This is a genomic window from Novosphingobium mississippiense, from assembly GCF_044029535.1.
Taxonomy (GTDB): Bacteria; Pseudomonadota; Alphaproteobacteria; order Sphingomonadales; family Sphingomonadaceae; genus Novosphingobium.
Window position 1 is genome coordinate 418,059 of sequence record NZ_CP147001.1, and the last position, 19,782, is coordinate 437,840.

The 19,782-nt window shown below is 62.8% G+C and carries 17 protein-coding genes; 5 read left to right on the forward strand and 12 right to left on the reverse strand.

Annotated elements, in window-relative coordinates:
- The first annotated feature begins 420 nt into the window (after positions 1-420).
- The gene (gene uvrA / locus WBP06_RS01985; RefSeq protein ID WP_395331353.1) at positions 421-3,321 is read left to right on the forward strand and encodes an excinuclease ABC subunit UvrA; all 2,901 of its coding nucleotides are present in this window, start codon (positions 421-423) and stop codon (positions 3,319-3,321) included.
- A gap of 180 nt (positions 3,322-3,501) precedes the next feature.
- Entirely contained in the window at positions 3,502-3,867 is a 366-nt protein-coding gene (locus tag WBP06_RS01990; RefSeq protein ID WP_395331355.1) for a hypothetical protein, read from the forward strand.
- A 190-nt stretch (positions 3,868-4,057) separates the two neighbouring features.
- On the opposite strand, the gene WBP06_RS01995 is transcribed toward WBP06_RS01990, so the two are convergent.
- The 6 genes from WBP06_RS01995 to WBP06_RS02020 form a co-directional block, all read right to left on the reverse strand.
- Positions 4,058-6,073: a DUF262 domain-containing protein gene (locus tag WBP06_RS01995; protein WP_395331358.1), complete on the reverse strand. Its 2,016-nt coding sequence runs from the start codon at positions 6,071-6,073 to the stop codon at positions 4,058-4,060.
- Between the two features lie 634 nt (positions 6,074-6,707).
- Entirely contained in the window at positions 6,708-7,268 is a 561-nt protein-coding gene (locus WBP06_RS02000; protein ID WP_395331360.1) for a hypothetical protein, read from the reverse strand.
- 368 nt (positions 7,269-7,636) lie between these two features.
- Positions 7,637-8,212 (reverse strand): septal ring lytic transglycosylase RlpA family protein, encoded by a 576-nt coding sequence (locus WBP06_RS02005; protein ID WP_395331362.1) that lies wholly within the window; start codon positions 8,210-8,212, stop codon positions 7,637-7,639.
- 128 nt (positions 8,213-8,340) lie between these two features.
- Entirely contained in the window at positions 8,341-9,561 is a 1,221-nt protein-coding gene (locus WBP06_RS02010) for an argininosuccinate synthase (protein ID WP_395331364.1), read from the reverse strand.
- Positions 9,562-9,650: 89 nt separating this feature from the next.
- Positions 9,651-10,895 carry a class I SAM-dependent methyltransferase gene (locus WBP06_RS02015; RefSeq protein WP_395333988.1) on the reverse strand — a complete coding sequence of 415 codons (1,245 nt, stop codon included), beginning with the start codon at positions 10,893-10,895 and terminating at the stop codon, positions 9,651-9,653.
- 97 nt (positions 10,896-10,992) lie between these two features.
- Entirely contained in the window at positions 10,993-11,730 is a 738-nt protein-coding gene (locus WBP06_RS02020) for an SDR family oxidoreductase (RefSeq protein WP_395333990.1), read from the reverse strand.
- A 271-nt stretch (positions 11,731-12,001) separates the two neighbouring features.
- Between WBP06_RS02020 and WBP06_RS02025 the strand changes: the two genes are divergently transcribed.
- A complete protein-coding gene (locus WBP06_RS02025; protein ID WP_395331366.1) occupies positions 12,002-12,493 on the forward strand; it encodes a nuclear transport factor 2 family protein in 492 nt (163 codons plus the stop codon).
- A gap of 30 nt (positions 12,494-12,523) precedes the next feature.
- Here the strand turns inward: WBP06_RS02025 and WBP06_RS02030 are convergent, their stop codons facing one another.
- Both WBP06_RS02030 and WBP06_RS02035 read right to left on the reverse strand, forming a co-directional pair.
- Positions 12,524-13,282 (reverse strand): sulfotransferase family 2 domain-containing protein, encoded by a 759-nt coding sequence (locus tag WBP06_RS02030; RefSeq protein WP_395331368.1) that lies wholly within the window; start codon positions 13,280-13,282, stop codon positions 12,524-12,526.
- Between the two features lie 186 nt (positions 13,283-13,468).
- Positions 13,469-13,807, reverse strand: coding sequence for a glycine zipper 2TM domain-containing protein (locus tag WBP06_RS02035; RefSeq protein ID WP_395331370.1), 339 nt, complete (start codon positions 13,805-13,807; stop codon positions 13,469-13,471).
- A 238-nt stretch (positions 13,808-14,045) separates the two neighbouring features.
- Here WBP06_RS02035 and WBP06_RS02040 point away from each other — a divergent pair, with 238 nt between their 5' ends.
- Complete coding sequence (locus tag WBP06_RS02040) at positions 14,046-14,426, forward strand: VOC family protein (protein WP_395331372.1); 381 nt, start codon at positions 14,046-14,048, stop codon at positions 14,424-14,426.
- Positions 14,427-14,682: 256 nt separating this feature from the next.
- Here the strand turns inward: WBP06_RS02040 and WBP06_RS02045 are convergent, their stop codons facing one another.
- Both WBP06_RS02045 and WBP06_RS02050 read right to left on the reverse strand, forming a co-directional pair.
- A complete protein-coding gene (locus WBP06_RS02045; protein ID WP_395331374.1) occupies positions 14,683-16,170 on the reverse strand; it encodes a methyl-accepting chemotaxis protein in 1,488 nt (495 codons plus the stop codon).
- 222 nt (positions 16,171-16,392) lie between these two features.
- Positions 16,393-16,791: a glycine zipper 2TM domain-containing protein gene (locus WBP06_RS02050; protein ID WP_395331376.1), complete on the reverse strand. Its 399-nt coding sequence runs from the start codon at positions 16,789-16,791 to the stop codon at positions 16,393-16,395.
- Between the two features lie 158 nt (positions 16,792-16,949).
- Here WBP06_RS02050 and WBP06_RS02055 point away from each other — a divergent pair, with 158 nt between their 5' ends.
- Positions 16,950-17,789: a PhzF family phenazine biosynthesis protein gene (locus tag WBP06_RS02055; protein ID WP_395333992.1), complete on the forward strand. Its 840-nt coding sequence runs from the start codon at positions 16,950-16,952 to the stop codon at positions 17,787-17,789.
- Here WBP06_RS02055 and WBP06_RS02060 read toward each other — a convergent pair.
- A complete protein-coding gene (locus WBP06_RS02060) occupies positions 17,786-18,979 on the reverse strand; it encodes a MaoC family dehydratase N-terminal domain-containing protein (RefSeq protein WP_395331378.1) in 1,194 nt (397 codons plus the stop codon). The two genes, WBP06_RS02055 and WBP06_RS02060, sit on opposite strands and share 4 nt — an antisense overlap.
- 70 nt (positions 18,980-19,049) lie before the next feature.
- Positions 19,050-19,565, reverse strand: a complete 516-nt coding sequence (locus tag WBP06_RS02065; protein ID WP_395331380.1) for a nitroreductase/quinone reductase family protein — start codon at positions 19,563-19,565, stop codon at positions 19,050-19,052.
- Positions 19,566-19,782: the final 217 nt, after the last annotated feature.

A 19,782-nucleotide genomic window follows, 5' to 3' on the forward strand; every position in this document is an offset into this window, starting at 1 on the left:
CGATAATCCCCACACTCTTGTTTCGATCGGCAAATGAATGCTGTCGGCCCCTCACGATCGTTTCGGCTTTCCCTGATGTCTGGTATCTACTTATTTCAAGCAGATGGACATTTAAGCAAGAAGCGAGTCGTTATTCTTTTCGGGCAGCCTTTTTATTGCTGATCTCCGTGACGCTTTCAAGTCTGCAAACTAACGGATCGGTGAACTGCATTCGACGCCCGATGGACGACATTCCACCGCCGACGAAATGCATGATGGCCGGCAAAACGGCCGATTTCGCGGCAATGCGGGTGGTCCTGTTGCCATCCACGTTGCAAACCACGTTGCAATCGGGGCCGGCATTCCCACATGGCGGCCATGGTTGCGCGGCGCCTCGGCGTGCCTTGCGTATCGCGAACAAATCTGGAACATACCTCTCCCATGAGTCTCTCCCACATCACCGTCCGCGGCGCCCGTGAGCACAATCTCAAGGGTTTCGATATCGAACTCCCGCGTGAGAAGCTGATCGTCATCACCGGCCTGTCGGGCTCGGGGAAATCCAGCCTCGCGTTCGACACGATCTATGCGGAAGGCCAGCGCCGCTATGTCGAGAGCCTTTCGGCCTATGCGCGCCAGTTCCTGGAGATGATGCAGAAGCCGGACGTCGAGCATATCGACGGCCTCAGCCCCGCGATCTCGATCGAGCAGAAGACGACGAGCCGCAACCCGCGCTCCACCGTGGCGACGGTGACCGAGATCTGGGACTACATGCGCCTGCTGTGGGCGCGCGTGGGCATTCCCTATTCGCCCGCCACCGGCCTGCCGATCGAGGCACAGACCGTCTCCAACATGGTCGACCGGGTGATGGAACTGCCCGAAGGCACACGCGCCTACCTGCTCGCCCCGGTCGTGCGCGGCCGCAAGGGTGAGTATCGCAAGGAATTGGCCGAGTGGCAGAAGGCGGGATACACCCGCGTGCGGATCGACGGCGAACTCTACGCGATCGAGGACGCCCCCGCGCTCGACAAGAAGTACAAGCACGACATCGAAGTCGTGGTGGACCGCATCGCGGTGAAGGACGGCATCCAGACCCGCCTGGCCGACAGCTTCGAGCAGGCGCTGAAACTGGCCGAGGGGCTGGCCTATATCGACCTGGCCGACGGCGTGGTTCCCGGCCGTGAAGCGGAAGGGAAGGGCGCGAAGAAGACGCTCAAGGGCACCGGCCTGCCGCCCAACCGCATCGTCTTCTCCGAAAAGTTCGCCTGCCCGGTCAGCGGCTTCACCATCGAGGAGATCGAGCCGCGCCTGTTCTCGTTCAACGCGCCGCAGGGCGCCTGCCCGGCCTGTGATGGGCTGGGTGAAAAGCTGCTGTTCGACCCGCAGCTGGTCGTCCCGAACGAGCATCTCAGCCTCAAGCAGGGCGCGATCGTGCCCTGGGCCAAGTCCAACCCGCCTTCGCCTTATTACATGCAGGTGCTCTCCAGCCTGGCCGAGCACTTCGGATTCGACCTCACCACGCCGTGGGACGCGCTGCAGACCGAGCTGAAGATCGTCATCCTCTACGGCACCGGTGGCAAGGCCGTGCCGCTGACGTTCAAGGACGGCAAGAAGGAATACACGGTCAACAAGCCGTTCGAGGGCGTGATCGGCAACCTCAACCGCCGCATGATCCAGACCGACAGCGCCTGGATGCGCGAGGAACTGTCCAAGTTCCAGACCGCGCAGCCCTGCGAAACCTGCGAAGGCAAGCGCCTCAAGCCCGAGGCGCTGTCGGTGAAGATCGCCGGCAGCGACATTGCCGATGCCGCGCGCCTCTCGGTGGCGGACGGTTTCGCATGGTTCGGGGAGCTTGAGGGCAAGCTGACCAGCCAGCAGCAGCAGATCGCCAAGGCCATCCTCAAGGAAATCAACGAGCGGCTCGGCTTCCTCAACAACGTCGGGCTCGATTACCTCAACCTCGACCGTACCAGCGGCACCCTCTCGGGCGGGGAGAGCCAGCGCATTCGCCTCGCCAGCCAGATCGGCTCGGGCCTTTCGGGCGTGCTCTACGTGCTCGACGAACCCTCGATCGGCCTCCACCAACGCGACAACGACATGCTGCTGGAAACGCTGAAGCGCCTGCGCGATCTGGGCAACACCGTGATCGTCGTCGAACATGACGAGGACGCGATCCGCACCGCTGACCACATCGTGGACCTCGGCCCCGGCGCCGGCGTCCACGGCGGCGAAGTCGTGGCCGAAGGCACGCTGAAGCAGGTGCTGAAGAGCAAGAACAGCCTCACCGCCGCCTACCTCAACGGCACCCGCAAGATCGAGGTGCCGACGGAGCGCCGCAAGGGCAACGGCAAGAAGATCGTGGTCGAGAACGCCCGCGCCAACAATCTGCGGAACGTCACGGCGGAATTCCCGCTCGGCACCTTCTGCTGCGTCACCGGCGTGTCCGGATCGGGCAAAAGCTCGCTCACCATCGATACGCTGCAGGCCGGCGCCGCACGCCAGCTCAACGGCGCGCGCGTCGTTGCCGGGGCGCATGACAAGATCACCGGCCTCGAAAACTGCGACAAGGTGATCGAGATCGACCAGTCCCCGATCGGCCGCACCCCGCGCTCCAACCCCGCCACCTACACCGGCGCCTTCACCCAGATCCGCGACTGGTTCGCGGGTCTGCCGGAATCCGAGGCGCGCGGCTACAAGGCCGGGCGCTTCAGCTTCAACGTCAAGGGCGGCCGGTGCGAGGCGTGCCAGGGCGACGGCCTGATCAAGATCGAGATGCACTTCCTGCCCGACGTCTACGTCACGTGCGAGGAATGCCACGGCAAGCGCTACAACCGCGAAACGCTGGAAGTGAAGTTCAAGGGCCACTCCATCGCCGACGTGCTGGACATGACGATCGAGGATGCGGAAGAGTTCTTCAAGGCCGTGCCGCCGATCCGCGACAAGATGCACATGCTGAACGAAGTCGGCCTTGGCTACGTGAAGGTGGGCCAGCAGGCCACCACGCTGTCCGGCGGCGAGGCGCAGCGCGTGAAGCTCGCCAAGGAACTCGCCCGCCGCTCCACCGGGCAGACGCTCTATATCCTGGACGAGCCGACCACCGGCCTCCACTTCGAGGACGTGCGCAAACTGCTGGAAGTGCTCCACCGCCTTGTCGAGCAGGGCAATTCGGTGGTGGTGATCGAACACAACCTGGATGTCATCAAGACCGCCGACTGGATCATCGACATGGGCCCCGAAGGCGGCGTGCGTGGCGGGCAGGTGATTGCCGAAGGCACGCCGGAGGATATCGTGAAGGTGAAGAAGTCCTTCACCGGGCACTATCTGAAGCCGCTGCTGGGCAAGTGATCGATCCGCCGCGCCGGGGATACGCCTCGGCGCGGCGGACCGCTGCCAAACGGCACGTGTGAGCGGCATCACGCCCTTTGCCGCCACGGAGGCGTAGGGGCACGCTCAGTCATTCGCATGGTCAGCCGCGCCGTTTGGGCGCGAGACCCCGCGAATTGGCGCTTGTTTCGGGAGGGAGACATGCGCGCACACAGCAGAGCCAATGCCATCACCATCACCGTCCTGACGACTGCGCTTGCGGTCCTGCCGCAACCCCTTGCCGGCGCGAGCACCGCACCGCCCGCGGCGGACCCAGCCGGACAGATCGACCTGTTGCCGACCGCAGCGCCGGCCTCCCCATCGATCGCAACCCAACGCCGCGTGCAGGCGGAACCGACCGTGCGCTGCGACGATGGGCGCGGCGAGCAGGCCGGTAAGGATTTGCATCGTTCCGGCGTCCGCGTCCTGCTGCGGAGCAATGGCCGCACTTGGCGGCTCGATTTCAAACCGTCCGACGTGCGGCAGGGCTACGCCACCTGGAGCAAGTCACCCTACGCGATGATGTGAGGGCCTTGCTTGGCGGCTCTGCGCCGTATTCCGCCATTAAAAACCACACAGATCGTTCCCAAAAGCGGACGCTAGTGCCAGGCCATTTTCGTTCGACGGAGCGGGAGGGATCAAGAAAATGATATTATCAAGTTGGTAAATAACGATAATTCTATATCGCCATATTCCTGATCCCTCAAACGATCCCTCGTTACGAAACCTCTTCCATAACCTCGGGTTCCCGAGATTTTCCGCGCTTTACCGCAGTCTCATTTGCCTCAATCGGAAGCTTGGAATGATACCAGTCTAGACCAAGCAGTCCCAGATGCTCCTTCATTCCGCCTAGATCGAGATGCCAGCGCTTTTCCATAAAGCGGAGCAATTTCAGCCCCCGATCAGCAATCTGCTGCGGCCCCCATTCATCAAGACAAGAAACTTCGTTTTCCGCGTACGATCCGAAGCGAAAGCCAACAACTGCCTCTCCTTTGCCAACCACTTTCTCAGGAAACGGCTTATTAGAAAGGCTTGCATTCTTTGGCCGAGAAAGAGGCAAAAGGTTTCCGAGAGAGTTTCGCAATTGAACCTTTTGCTTATGCGTCAGTCCAGAAAACCTATCAACCCAATATTCAGCACGAGCCTGCTGCGGATAGATATGCTCCACCGTAATATAATCACTCGGACACTCTGCAAATGTCTTCCAATTGATTTTCTCTCTATTAGTTTTAGATTTATTTTGCAAATCTAGGTTATATTCATACAGAAAGTATCTTATCTTCGACCATCTGTAAAAACCCCTAACCTTAAATTGCTCCAAAATCCGAGACGAAATATTGTCCTTTTTAAGAAGCTCTGCCGTTGATTCATTGATTCGCCTAACAATGGCGTCGGAAGTTATTCGCTCTTGAGCAAAATCTTCTGCCAGCTTCACTGCCACAGTAGCGTACTCGTCACGATAATAATCAAAATACCTATCAATCAGAGCGCTTGCAAAAATTCGACGTTCAATCGCACTTAAAAGCGCGACCTGTTTCGTAGGATCGTCAACCTTTCTTAGAAACACCAACATCAGTGGATGATAAGACTCTGCACCAATTCTTTGCAGCTTATCCAACCAGATTTTTGTCCGCTCATCATACTGAGATTCAGCGGGATTGAAGATATCATACCAGATTTTTATGCTATCTTGGAGAGAGCTTACGTAGTCATAAACACTTAATAATGTGACCTTTTGCTCCGATGGGGCATCCTTGGCTACATTTTTCGGCACAAACATTTCTTCAAGCAGCGCAGCCGGATAATCATATCCGATATACTCCGCTGCCGTTTCTACAGCATTATCTACAGCACCAAAGTAAGTCACATAATGAGTGTATAAGAAGGCATCATCGCTCAGTGGTTTTTCTTTATTACGACCTAAGTTATGATAAATTGCTCGCCAACACTCATTTATGGCTTTTCTTAACTTCTGCCTTTCGTCAAAATCTTCATCGAATTTAATCGAAAGGTAGATGAGGCGATTCTTAAGGAGTTCCAGATAAGACAATGGCTTACCACGATTATTCATCGTCTCAAAGGCAATGCAGACATCAACATCATTAGAAATAGTAAATATGTTAAATAGAAGGTTTTGAGTCACCTTTCTATACAATATTTGCAATCCATCATTGTCTAGCGCCCCCACGCGTTCGGCAAAAAATGACTTAGCGCCTTCCAAATTACTTGTGTATACAGTCTGTTCTATATCACCAGATACGCGCTCGCCAAATATTTTGGACTTCAAGAAATTAAAACTCTTATCACTATCCTCATATCCGAATATGTAGGATCGGGATATAAATCCGTCCTTGGATTCAAATATAAACTTCTTTCTTATATCATCCTTGTCGGTATAATTTATCTTGTCGCCGTCATTTATTTTTTCAAGTATTACTTGAATTAATATGATTGCCGTGGTCAGCCGTTGCTGCCCATCAACAACAAAGTACGGCTCATAACTTTTAGAGCGAATGATCCACGCGTCGTCTTTCCAGCTATCGACAACAGCTTTAGGAACAGCCTCTAAGGTCAGAACGCCGGTATAGTGGTTCCGGTCTAACTCGAGTTGTTGCAAGTCTGACCAGAAATCCTTGAGCTGCTTTTCCGACCATGCATAGCCCCGCTGATAATCGGGTATCCGAAAGAGCCGTTCTGTAAAAATTTTCGATAAAGTAACGAGTTGATTATCCAAAACACCCTCCTGTTAGAGGTCGGTTCTGCACATGTCGAACGCAACCGCAAGCCCCTTTAGGTATACCCCATGGATACAAACTGTGAGGCGCGATATGTCGTCTCAATAGGGTTGTTAAGTCGACGCGGCATTTTCCTACACGTCCCCATATGCGATAAATGATCCGGTTCACCCCGGCGCGGCTGCGCCGGGGCTTTGGCTCCAGTCTTGGGGGTGAACCATGTCCGACCATTCACACTCTTCCTATCCCACCGCTGCCGGGCGGGGGTGGATTCCTGCTTCTCGCGATATCGGGTTGCCGGGGGAGTCCTTTCCGCGAACTCGGCGCTTGGGTGAGGGCGATCCCAGCTTGCGCTGGGATGACGTTGAGGGGGTGGGCGACGGTATGGGGCTGGGCGGCTCTGCGGGCTCGGGTGAGGCGGCGGGGCACAGTGACGCTCCTGACAGCGGGCAGGGCGCTTGGGCGCCGTCGGGCGCTCACGGAAGGTTTGGGGAGCGCGAGGGCGATGGCCCTCGCATTTTGTCTTCTTCTTCCTCCTTTGCCGATCTGGCGTTGGTGGAGGGGGCGAGTCCCCTCCACCATCCTTCGGATGGTCCCCCTCCCCGTGCCGGGGAGGACTTTTCATCTCACAATTCATGGACGGCTGAGCGCAAGGTTCGGTTTCTGCATCATCTCGCCGAGAAGGGCGATGTGCGCGCGGCGGCGGCGCGGGTGGGGATGAGCCGGCAATCGGCATATTTGCTCCGGCGGCGGGACGGTCTGTTTGCGCAGGGGTGGGCGGCGGCTCTGGTGCTGGCGCGGGCGCATGTGGAGGAAGTGCTGGCGACGCGGGCGCTCGATGGGGTGGAGGAGGCGGTCTTCTACCACGGCGAGCAGGTGGCGGTGCGGCGGCGGTTCGATGCGCGGCTGTTGCTGGCGCATCTGGCGCGGCTCGACCGGGCGGCGGAGGAGACCGAGGCGGGCGCCGATGCCGGGCGGTTCGACGAAGTATTGGCTTTGCTGGCGGGGGAGGCTCCCGGCGAGATGGCGTTGGCGGGCGTTCCGGGGCGCGCGCCACTGCCGCCGGAGCGGGCGGACTATGTTGCGGCGCTGGGCGATGCGCTGGCCGAGGCGGAGCGGGAGGCCTGGCTCGATGCGGCGGACGCCGGGGAGGATGTGGGCGACGCGCCCGATCTGGGCCGGGCCGAATGCCACGCGCTGGCGGCGGCCGAGTGGGACGGCTGGCAGGCCCGCGCCTTCGCGGCGGTGGATGCGGTGTTGGGGCAGGGCTGTGACGCGGCCGGGCCGATCGAGTTCAAGTCGATGGATGGGGCCGCTGTTGGCGGTGCGAGCGGCACGGTTCGGGCGGGTGTGGAAAGGGCTTGGCCGATTTCCGCTGGACCGTGTCAACCGTGTCAACCGGAGCGGGCAGGGCCGGCGCAGAAAAATGCGATGGCCGGGGAACCGGATGCCTCTGACGATGTTCTATTGGGTGAAGGCCGGCGCGGTGCTTCCCCCACCCCCCTCCGATACCGCGTCGGCCTAACCCCTCAGGATCAAGCAGCAGGACGCGGAAGCGGCGATCAGTTGTCGTCGTCCTCGTCGCGGACGGCGATTTCTACCTTGCCGGAACCGGCGCGGGAGATGCCGATCTTGTCGGCGGCGGCCTTGCTCAGATCGATCAGGCGGTTCGAATGGAACGGGCCGCGATCGTTGACGGTGACGATCACCGACTGGCCGTTGGCCGGGTTGGTGACGCGAACTTGCGAGCCGAGCGGCAGCGTGCGGTGTGCGGCGGTGAGCTGCGTAGGGTCGAAACGGTCACCGCTGGCGGTGCGGTTGCCGGCGAGTTCGCGGCCGTAGAAGCTGGCCATGCCGGAGCCGATGGTCTCGAACTCCTGCTCGTCGGCCTGGATGGCGTCCGTCAGCGGATTGGCGGGCAGGGCGGCCGGAGGCGGCGTCAGCGCGGCGGGCGGCACCATGGCCACCGGCGCGGTGATCGGCGCTTGCGCGGCAACGGGCTCTGCGCCCGGAAGTTTGGCCAGACGCCCCTCGGCAATCGCCGAAGAGGCAGGAGCTGCGATAAGCGAGGCCGTCGCAAGAACGAAGCCGAGGCGCTTGGCGCGAGCTTTAGGCGGTTGGTTTTGCTTCCCCGTCATGGGGATGGACTCCTACAGGCAGTTCATCGCCTTGAGGACCCATGGAAAAGCGGCCCGTCGCACTTTGGCAACGGGCCGCCGGATGTCGTTAACGCATTGAAAGGATTCGGATGGCCGAATCCGGGTGCTTACTTGGCGTCGCGCTGGGCCAGCAGGCGGAGTCGGAGGGCGTTCAGCTTGATGAAACCGGCCGCGTCCTTCTGGTCGTAGGCGCCGGCATCGTCCTCGAACGTGACGTGGCGTTCGGAGTAGAGCGAGTCCGGCGACTTGCGGCCGACGACCGAGGCATTGCCCTTGTAGAGCTTCAGGCGGACGGTGCCGTTCACCCGCTGCTGCGAGTGATCGATGGCGGCCTGCAGCATCTCACGCTCCGGCGCAAACCAGAAGCCGTTGTAGATGAGCTCCGCGTACTTCGGCATCAGCTCATCCTTGAGGTGGGCTGCGCCACGGTCGAGCGTGATCTGCTCGATCCCGCGATGGGCGCGGGCGTAGATCTCGCCGCCCGGCGTCTCGTACATGCCGCGCGACTTCATGCCGACGAAGCGGTTCTCGACCAGATCGAGGCGGCCGATGCCGTGCTTGCGGCCCAGTTCGTTGAGCGTGGTGAGGAGCGAGGCGGGGCTCATCGCGACACCGTTGAGAGCGACGCCGTCACCCTTCTCGAAGTCGATGGTGATGTATTCCGGTGCGTCCGGCGCGTCTTCCGGGTTGGCGGTGCGCGAGTAGACGTAGTCGGGGGTCTCTTCCCACGGATCTTCCAGCACCTTGCCTTCGGACGAGGTGTGGAGGAGGTTGGCGTCGGTCGAGAACGGGCTTTCGCCGCGCTTGTCCTTGGGGACGGGGATCTGGTGCTGCTCTGCCCAGGCGATCAGGGCGGTGCGGCTGGTCAGGTCCCACTCGCGCCAGGGGGCGATGACCTTGATGTTCGGATCGAGCGCGTAGGCCGAGAGTTCGAAGCGGACCTGGTCGTTGCCCTTGCCGGTCGCACCGTGCGCAACGGCGTCGGCGCCGGTCTCATGCGCGATCTCGATCAGGCGCTTGGAGATCAGCGGGCGGGCGATCGAGGTGCCGAGGAGATAGTCGCCTTCGTAGCGGGCATTGGCGCGCATCATCGGGAAGACGAAGTCGCGCACGAATTCCTCGCGCAGATCGTCGATGTAGATGTTCTCGTCCGGCAGGCCCATCAGCTTGGCCTTGGCGCGTGCGGGTTCGAGTTCCTCACCCTGGCCGAGGTCGGCCGTGAAGGTGACGACTTCGCAGTTGTAGGTGACCTGAAGCCACTTGAGGATGACGCTGGTGTCGAGGCCGCCGGAGTAGGCGAGGACGACCTTCTTGATGCTGTCGGACATGGGCGCGGGCTCCGCAGGAAAGGGCATGGGATTCGGGACGCGCGCCTATCAGCACGCGCCCCCTTGCGCAATGAAGGAAAGGTAAGGCCCTATTCGCCGAGCAGCGCAGCCTCAGCCACCGCCATGTAACCGCGGGTCAGCGGCAGGGTGCGGCGGTTGCGCGTATACTGGATCTGGTAGTTGCACATGCCGCCGCTTTCGAAGGCGGCCGTGGCGCCCGAGAGATAGAAGATCCACATGCGATAGAACCGCTCGTCCATCATCGCGACGATCGCCTGCTTGTTCGCGACGCAGCGCTTGTACCATTCGCGTAGGGTATAGGCGTAGTGGAGGCGAAGGTTCTCCACGTCCGTCGCGATCAGGCGGAACTTCTCGCTGGCCGCGACAGTCTCGCTCAGCGCGGGGATGTAGCCACCGGGGAAGATGTACTTGCGGGTGAAGGCATCGGTTGCGCCGGGGCCGCCCATGCGGCCGATCGTGTGGAGCAGCATCACGCCGTCATCGGGGAGCAGTTGTCCGCAGCCCTTGAAGAACTGCGCGAACTGCGCCTGGCCCACGTGTTCGAACATGCCGACCGAGACGATACGGTCGAACTTCTCGCCACGCGCCGCAAGATCCCGGTAATCGACGAGCTGGAACGTGCACTTGTCCGCCACGCCCGCCTGCTCGGCGCGTTCGCGGGCGAGTTCCAACTGCTCTTCGCTGAGCGTGATGCCCAGCACGGAGACATTGGCATGCTTGGCGAGATAGATCGCCATGCCGCCCCATCCACAGCCGATATCGAGCACGCGCTGGCCGGGCTCCAGCGCCAGCTTGGCGGCGATATGCGCCAGCTTGGCGGTCTGCGCCTGTTCCAGCGTCATGCCTTCGGGATCGGGCCAGTAGGCGCAGGAATACTGCATGTGTTCGATATCCAGGAACAGCTTATAAAGCTCGTTCCCGATATCGTAGTGGTGCGCGATGTTCTTCTTGGCGCTGGCGGCCTTGTTGATCCCGTCCACCAGCGTGACCAGCTTGCCGGTCACTTTTTTCAGCGCCGACTGTTCGTGCAGTTCGCCGCCCTTGTCCCATTTGGAATTGGCGCGCAGCAATTCGACGAGGCCCATGATGTCGTCATCATCGACGAGCAGTCGACCGTCCATGTAGGCTTCCGCCGCACCCAGGCGGGGGTCGGTCAGGATCTGCCGTTCGGCCTTGGCATCCGTGAAGCGGATGCGAACATCCGGAAAGCCGGCAGTCGCGGTGCCGAAGTGCTTTACGCTGCCATCGGGGCGGGTCAGTTCAAGCGTGCCCTGACGGACGCCGCGTTCGAGGAAGCGATCGAGAATTCCCATTGCCATCAGCCGTTTGTGAAGGGCGCTTGGGCCCGGAACAAGAAGTTTTCACGTGCGAATGTCGCAAGCGAAGGCGAGAAATCCGGCAGCTTTTCTCCTACTGCCGGGCAAGGAACAGCACATCGCGCGGCTGCGCGAGCAGGTGCTGGCCTGAATCAACGAAAAGCGTCTCTCCGCTCGCCAGCCAGCCATGCCCGAGGAACAGTGCGGCGTCGGCCACGTCGACGGGCGTGGTCTTGCGTCGGAGCAGGTTCAGCCGGTGCGAAACTTCGGTTTCCGCCTCGGTCTGGTCGTGGCTGGCCAGGATCGCGCCGGGCGCCAGCGCATAGATCCGATCCTCCTCACGCGGGCGTGCCATCGAGAGCATCGGCACTGTCGCGGCCAGCGCGTGCTTGCTCATCGTGTAGGAGAAGAAGTCGGGATTGGGATTGAGCAGCTTCTGGTCGGTCACGTGGATCACCCGTCGCCCGTGCGGGCTGCGTGAACGGGCAAGGAACGCCTGTGCCAGCCTGGCCGGGGTGCCCGCATTCACGCGCATCGCCTTTTCGAACGTTGCCGGTGCAAGATCCTGCGCGGTGTCGAGGTCGAACATGCCCGCGCAGTTCACCAGCACCCGCCAGTCAGGCAGCCGTGCGGCGAGGTCTTCGACCATGGCGACCGGGGCGTCCCAGTCGTCCAGTTCGCAGCTGACGATTTCGGCGCTGGGCAGTTCGGCGGCCAGCGCCTCTGCCTGTTCGCGCGATTGGCCGTAGTGGATCACCACGTGCCAACCCGCTGCGCCATAAGCGCGGGCGATGGCCGCGCCGATCCGCTTGGCGCCGCCGGTGACGAGCATTGCCGGCTTTGCGCTCACGCCCGGGCCGCTCCGTCGCCGGCTGGTTGACACAGTTGACACGGTTCAGGGAAAAATCCGCCGGCCTTCCCGACCGAGGCCGACAGGCATCGGTTCCAATCGCTTTCCGAGTGGGATGGGAGGGGGGAATTGCATCCGAACATCGCGCGCATAGGAGCATAGTCCGTCGGCTTAGGAAAGGCCCCTATCCACCGGGCAATACCTTGATTTCCCGTCCATTGATTTTTTGCCGAGGGGGCATAGGCTGCGCGCCATGATCCTTTTCGCGCTTCTTGCGGCAGCCGCCTCTTCTTCCGGGCCGACTTCCGCGCCGGCCTCCGCCGATCCACTGACGGCAGAGATCGCCGCGATCGATGACAAGGTCTTCACCGCGTACAACGCCTGCGACCTCGATACCTTTGCCCGCTATTTCGATCCCGATGTCGCTTTCTTCCACGACACCGGCGGCGCGACCTTCGATCGCAAGACGGTGGTCGACAACACCCGCAAGTACATCTGCGGCAAGGTCCGCCGCGAACTGCTGCCGGCCAGCCTGCATGTCTATCCGATCAAGGATTACGGCGCGATCGAGGAGGGGGAGCACTATTTCTGCGACCGCGCTTCCGGACAGTGCGAGGGGATCGCCAAATTCGTGATCGTCTGGGCGCGCCGTCAGGACGGTTGGCATGCCACGCAGGTGCTCAGCTATGGCCACCGCACGATGACCGAGGCGGAGCAGCGGGCGATACCGCAGGCGGAGCGATAGAGGGCCGGGCCATAGGCCAGCCCGCCCGGATCAGACAGGCAATGCAGTGCGGTTTGCCAGCGCCCGTTCGCGCAATTCGAAGTCACGCGCGTAGAAGCGGCGCAGGAATTCCAGCTGCGCCCGGCCCGGAAGTTCGCAGGGCGTATCGCAACGGTTGAACTGCGGCAGATCGGCAAGGTCCGCGCGGCCCAGCACGCGTCCGATCTCGTTCAGGCGCTCGTAGGGGAGGAGCCGGTCGATCGCCGGTTGCCCCCGGGCATCGAGCAGATACCAGGCCTGCGGGCGGAACACGTGATCGATGTCGAAGGCGCTGCGCGCGGATGCCAGGTGATCGATGGCATCGTCGATGCCGCGAAAGCCGGCGTAACGTTCCGCGAACGGTTGCGAAATCCTGCGATGGCGCGTCCCGCCGGAACGGGCATAGCGATAGGCGGAAACGAAGCGCTCGATCGGATCGCGCACGATCGCAAAGCTGGGCAGTGCCAGCAGGTCCGGCGCCGTACGGGCATAGTAGATGGCAGAGGCGTGCTTGGTCTGCGCGCCGTACAGGCGATCGCTGATCGATGTGCCGGCATTCTTCGGAACGTGGATGAAAAGAAGGCCGCTTGCGCGGATGCGGTGCAGCCGCTCGCGCCGTTTGGCATCAAGCCAGGGGCGCACACCCAGACGGGGCAGTCGTTCATGCACGTCGCTGACGAGCCGGACCCCGAAAGCGGACGCGACGATGCGGTTCAGGCCGCTCGTTCCGGAAGTCCGGTCGAGGGCGGGAGGCTGGAGGACAGTCGCCATGGCACATGGCAATGGCGGTTTCATGTGGGGGGCGAATTTCAGGATATTTCAGTTCCCGTCTTCGGCCCTGCATCCGAATTGCGGAAGCGTCGGGCCGGAAAGGAAAAGGGGCGCCCCGGCCTGTGCCGGTGCGCCCCCTGTCCTGTAAACTCGTGCAAACGGCCTTGCGGCCGGATCCGTGGTGGATCAGCGGCAGCGCGGGGTGCTGTTGTTGCGGTCGATCGAGCGACCCAGCAGCGCGCCGGCGCCGGCGCCCAGGATCGTGCCGGTGGCGCGATCGCCACGGGTGTCGATCGCACGGCCGACCAGCGCGCCGGCTACGCCGCCGATTAGCAGACCGGTGGTGCCGTTCGACTTCTTGCAGCGGTAACGACCGTCATTGCCGCGCCAGTAGCGGATGCCGTTGTTGGTGTGATGGTATTCCGGGCCACGGCCACGGCCGTGCGCCTCTGCGGTCTCTGCAACGCTCATGCCGACGGGAACGGCAACGGTGGCGATGGCAGCGGCGAACAGGGCTTTACGCAAGATATTTCCTCCTGATTTCATCTCTATTGCGACTTGCCCCCCTCTTTGCTGCCGGCACTTCAACGCACGATGAATGAGGCTGAAATCTCGCGCCTAAGCGATGGAATGTGCCTCCGCGTCGGTGAATGCCCCTTGCTATTGGGTAAAGTTACCGGGGTAGACTCGGCTTTGCGCAGGGGCCGTTTCCGGTGCCGTATGCGCAGGCCGGAATCGGGCCATAACGGTTGAAGGAGGAAGGATGTCCGAAGATCCGTCCATCGGCGCATTCGCCATCGTTCCATGCAACGACCTGCCCGGGGCCATTCCATTCTGGGAACGCCTGGGCTTCGCGCGCACCGGCGGTGATCCGCATTATGTGATCATGACGGGGTGGGGCTGCGAGGTTCATTTGACGCAGGCCGGCACCGGCCCCTGGCGCGTTCCAGCGGAGCACAACCCGTTCGGCCTCTTCATCCGCACCCCCGAAGTGGACGCCATCGCCGCGCGCGTGGATGATCTGATTATCCGGCCCGGCGGCGTGCTGAGGCACCGCGAATGGGGGCTCTACGAAGTGGGGATCAACGGACCCGATGGCCTGCTGGTACGGATCGGCTGGCCATCGGCATTGATGCCGAGGTGAATGCCTCCGGCGAAGGAAGGCGCGATCAACTGCTCTAAGTCGCCCGGCGCTTGGATAGGTCAGCCTGAGCGGGATTTGCTGGGAAACGGACGTGCGCTTGCTCATCCCGCTGCGGCTAACTGCGCTGCGCTTGGTAAGTCTCGCGCCCCTCCCGCTTGCAGGAGGGGGTGGGCTTTCACAATGTGGGCGGATGCGGAACGACGACTCTGAGCGCCTATAGACGCCGCGTCGCGGACGGTCGTCCCACTACGACCTCTCAGTAGCCGACCGCGCGCCGCACTTCGCGCTCGCCGCTGCGTGTGTAGCCATGCTCATGCGAACCCGGGCGGCGTTCGAACTTGAACTTGCCCACGGTCGAACTCATCGCGCCGGCCTGTTCGGTCAGCGCGCGGGCGGCGGCGTTGGACTGTTCGACCATCGCCGCGTTCTGCTGGGTATTGGTGTCCAGCTGCTGGATTTCCCCGCTCAGGCCGCGCATGGTTTCCGCCTGCGTGGCCGAATAGCGCGAGATGTCTTCCGCGCGCGCGGTGGTATCCGCCAACCTGGTGATGATCTCTTCCAATGCCGCGCGGGTCTGGGCGACGAGATCGACGCCCTCATGCACGTCCTGCGTCGATTTGGTGATCAGGTTCTTGATGTTGTTGGCCGATTCCGTGGTGCGATGGGCCAGCGCGCGCACTTCCGTGGCGACGACCGCGAAGCCCTTGCCGGCTTCGCCCGCGCGTGCGGCCTCTACCCCGGCGTTGAGCGCCAGCAGGTTGGTCTGGAAGGCGATCGCCTCGATCACGTCGATGATGCTGGCGATTTCGGCGGAGCTGGTTTTGATCTTGTCCATGGCGACGACGGCCGATTCCATCACGGTGCCGCCATGGCGCGCGTGGTGCGCCACTTCGGAAACGCTGGCGTTGACCTGCCCGGCATTGTCGGCCGTGGTGCCGATGGCGCCCGTCACCTCGCGAATACCCTCGGCAACGCGGGCGATGGTGGCGGCCTGGCTTTCCGTGCGGAAGGCCAGATCGTTAGCGGCGGCGCTGATCTCCTGCGCGCTGACTTTCACGCTTTCGGAGGAATCGGTGATGTCCAGCACCAGCGCGCCAATGCGGCGGCGCATCTCGTGGAAGTCTATCGCGAGCTTTTCGAACGCCGGTGGCAGGCCGCCCAGTTCGGCCTGGAGGTTGCCGTGGGCGACTTGCTCCATCGCATCGCTCATCGTGCCCAGCGCGCGGTCGCGGTCCAGCGCCTCGTGCACGAAGTAGGTGTTCAGGGCGATCTGCATGTCCTGCATGGAGGCCTTGACCAGCGTGGCGATGGCGTGGCCGGCGGCGCGGCTGGAAAGGGGGGTGATAAGGCGGCCGGTCATCATCGCGGTGATGACTTCCTCCAGCACCATTGCATAGGAGGAGACGTAGTAGTCCGGCGTCAGGCCGACGCGGGCGTGGATTTCGCCGATCTTCTCGCTGCGGGCGCGGGCCTCGCCGTCGAAACGGTTCGAGAACAGCTTGATCCAGTGTTCGTATTGCGCGTTGGATGCACGTTCGCGCACAGCGCTGGTGGGCAGCAGGCGCGAGAGTTCGGGCGTGGCCTCGATGCGGGTGTAGAGCTTGGCCAGCGCCTTGCGGGCGTGCTTGCGCATGGCGGCGCAGAGCTTGGGGAAATGCCGATAGTTCGCCTCGTCCAGCGGCGCGATGTTGACGCGCGGCGTTGCGGTGTTCGCGGCGTTCTTGGCGGCGGAAGTGGCGCTCATGTTCGGTCCATCCCATCGGCGGCCCGCCTCTGCCGCCGGGCGTCGGGGCGGCAGGCCGCAGTCTCCTGACACGGGCGGTTCGCCTGGATGGCAGGCCCGCGATAGGGGCGGGTTTACCGCCGATAGACTAAGATGATGAGATGGAACGACTAAGGGCGGGCCCTAGGACAAGGGCCGGTCAGAAGGCGCGGCCCGCGTGTCGATCGCGGGCCGGGTTTCAGATCAATAGCACTTCAGATCGCCGCGATCGACTTCGCGGCCCAGCAGGCCACCGGCGACGCCGCCGATGATCGCGCCCAGCGTCTGGTCTCCGCTGCCGGCGATCTCGTGGCCGGCCAGCGCGCCCACGCCGGCGCCGATGATCAGGCCGGTGGTGCCGTTGTCACGCTTGCAATAGTAGCGCCCGTCACGGCCGCGCCAGACATGGTCGTTGCGGCTGACGCGCGGCGGGTTGCGATAGCGGCCGCGCGAATCGTAGCGATAGTCACGCTGCGGCGGGCGATGCTGCGACGCGCCGTAGGAGGGGCCGCCATGCTGGGGGCCGCGATACGGGTCGGCCGAAGCGGGGGCCATCGGGAGGATCGCGCTCGCCATGGACAGCGCGAGCAGAAGCTTCTTCATGAATTCTGTCCTTGTTGGAAATCTGTATCTTAGGACGGTAACGGCCCTGATGGACTAAGGCTGCGGAACTCTGGATTAATGGCCACCGCCTGCCGCGCGGTGAGAGATGAACCGAGCCATACGGGCGACGAAACGAAGGGCTTGCGATGATGACGTCAATGCTGCTGGATCTGGTCGATGTCTTTGCCGGAGCGGGGCTGCGCGGCAACCCGTTGGCGGTCGTGCGCGGGGGCGGCGGACTGGATACCGGGGAGATGCAGGCGCTGACGCGCTGGCTGGGCTTTTCGGAAACCACCTTCCTGCTGCCGCCGACCGATCCCGATGCGGATTACCGTGTGCGCATCTTCTATCCGGCGGGCGAGTTGCCCTTCGCCGGACACCCGACGCTTGGAACCGCCCATGCCTGGCTGGCGGCGGGCGGCGTGCCGAAAGTGCCGGGCAGGATCATGCAGGAATGCGGGATCGGGTTGGTGGAGGTGCGCCAGCAGGACGGCATGCTGGCCTTCCGCGCGCCGCCCCTGCTGCGAGAAGGGCCATTGGAAGAGGCCGAACTGGCGGAGACGATCCGGCTGACCGGCGCGGATCCCGCAACGGTGATCGCCGCCGTTCATGCCGCAAACGGGCCGGGCTGGAAGTTGCTTCACCTGGCCAGCGCGGAGGCCGTGCTGGCTGCCGAACCGGTGGCCAAGGCGCCCAAGGGCACCGACGTAGCGCTGTTGGGGCCTTGTGCGCCGGGCGGCCCCGCCCAGTTCGAGGTGCGCGCCTTCTTCGCCGATCCGCAGGGCCGCATGTGCGAGGATCCGGTGACCGGCAGCCTGAACGCGGCGGTGGCGCAATACCTGTTCGGGGCGGGGCTGGCCAAGGGCAGCTACGTCGCGGCGCAAGGTCGCAAGGTGGGCGCGGACGGGCTGGTTCACTGCACCCACGCGGCCGACGGATCGATCTGGATCGCCGGGCGCGTGGATACGGTGTCTTCAGGCGGTGCCCTGCAGTTTTAACCCGCCTTCTTGGGCCCCGGTTTTTTGGGGAGCGCGATTTCGGCGGTGCCGAGGCACATCTTCACGCCGCGCTGGTTGGTCATCAGGTGCTTCACGTGGACGAGGTGGCGCCCTTCGGCATCGACCGATTTGTCCACCACTTCGGCGGTCTGGATCGTCACGTCGCCGGTCAGCGCCGGGCCGCGATAGTTGGAGACGGAATGGACCAGCATGCCATGCTCGCCCACCCAGCCCGAGAGGTAGTCGGTCACCCACGAACCCATCGACGCGCCGTAGCCATAGCCGCGCGGCATGCCGATGCGGCGGGCATACTTGGGGAACAGGTGACCGCGTGAGGGGCCGTAGTAGGCGCCGTCGGTGAGGAAGGGGTTCACCTTCATCATGTCCGGATCGTTTTCATACCCCGCCATCTCACGCGTGAAGCCCAGCGCTTCCAGATCGTTCTTGCGCAAGTTCATCGTGCCCCAGGTATTGACGATATAGGCGCGCCATTCGGTGGCGAAGCTGGCCAGCGAGTGTGGGCCGAACACGCGTTCGGGCAGCTGGTCGCCCACCTGCACGTCATCCCACCAGCGTTCCTTGTGGCCAAGGTCGTGCAGCATCTGCACCCAGGCGAAGACGCGCGCCTCGATGTCGGCCACTGCCTCGTCCGACCATTCGGGATCGGCGAAATCGTCCGGATTGACCGCCGCGCCGCCGGCGTGGGCGTTGTAGCGCAGGGCGGTGGAGCGCTGCGTGGCGATCTTCTCGCCATTCTGGTTGGTGTAGTTGTTGTCGCCCCGCTGGAAACAGGTGGGGCCGAAGCCGGTTTCCTTGACGGCATAGTCGAAGGGAATGCGCGTATTGGTGATCACGTCGCCGGCCTTGATCCGGGTATCGTGGAACCACCACTCGTCGCCCGCGAACAGCAGGTGCGAATTGGGAATGCAGCCGACGCAGGCCGGCGCGGCGCCGTGGCCGTCATCGGTGGCGATCGGGAAGCTCTGCGGGGCGACAAGGCCGCCCCAGCGGCTGGCCGCGGCAAAGTCCGGATCGAAATGGACGAGGTTCGGATAATGCATGGCATGGACCCAGCGCCGGATATCGTTGGCGGCGATCGGCTCGCGCAGGGGCGAGAAGTCCATGACCTTGCCGAGGTACTGGTCGATGTCCGAACAGTCGAGCGTCTGGGCGGTAGCGGTGGCGTTCATTGGGTATCTGTCCTCACGCGGTGGCCGCTCTGGTGCACGGGCCGCCGTCGGTTCTTGAAAGGGCGAAAGGTCAGGTCGTGCGGATGCCGGTGGCTTCGTCGGACTTGAACACGGGAATCTCGGTGTCCGCCTTCAGCATGACCAGCGGCAGCACCCGGTCGGTCGACTTCTGGTAGTCGGCATAGAAGGGGTGGCAGTCGATGAAGAAGTCCCACACCTTCTGGCGCTCTGCGCCTTCGGGTTCGCGCCAGGTGCCGCGGAAGGCCTGGGTGGCGATCTGGAATTCGATCTCCGGCGTGGCAACGATGTTGAGATACCATTGCGGGTGGGTATCGGCGCCGCCCTTGGATCCGCAGATCACCACTTCGCCGCCGATATCGGCGTAGCAGAGCGGGGTAATGAAGACCTTGCCGCTCTTGCGGCCGATGTACTTGACCAGGCAATGCGTCGCGAACTTGCGCCCGCCGACCGGGGTGATGTCCATGATATGGCCCTGCACGCCGCCGGAACCGAGATACATGTCGCGATGCTCGGTCACCCAATCGCGTCTGACGGCGCTGATCGCCGCTGCCGTTTCGTCGCTCATGATGTGCTCCTCTCCACGCCGTCTTTGGGCCCGTTCGTCTTCAGGACCGTTGGTCTTCAGACAATTCGGGCAGGAAGATCGCGAAGGTCGGGCGGCGGGTCCAGAAGCGATAGGCTCTGGCCGGCAAGTATCACCGGGGCGGGTTTTGCGGGGACCTGCGCATTCGCCGCCGATGCGGAGAGAGGGTGCCGATTACGCGCTCACGACCTAAGTATGG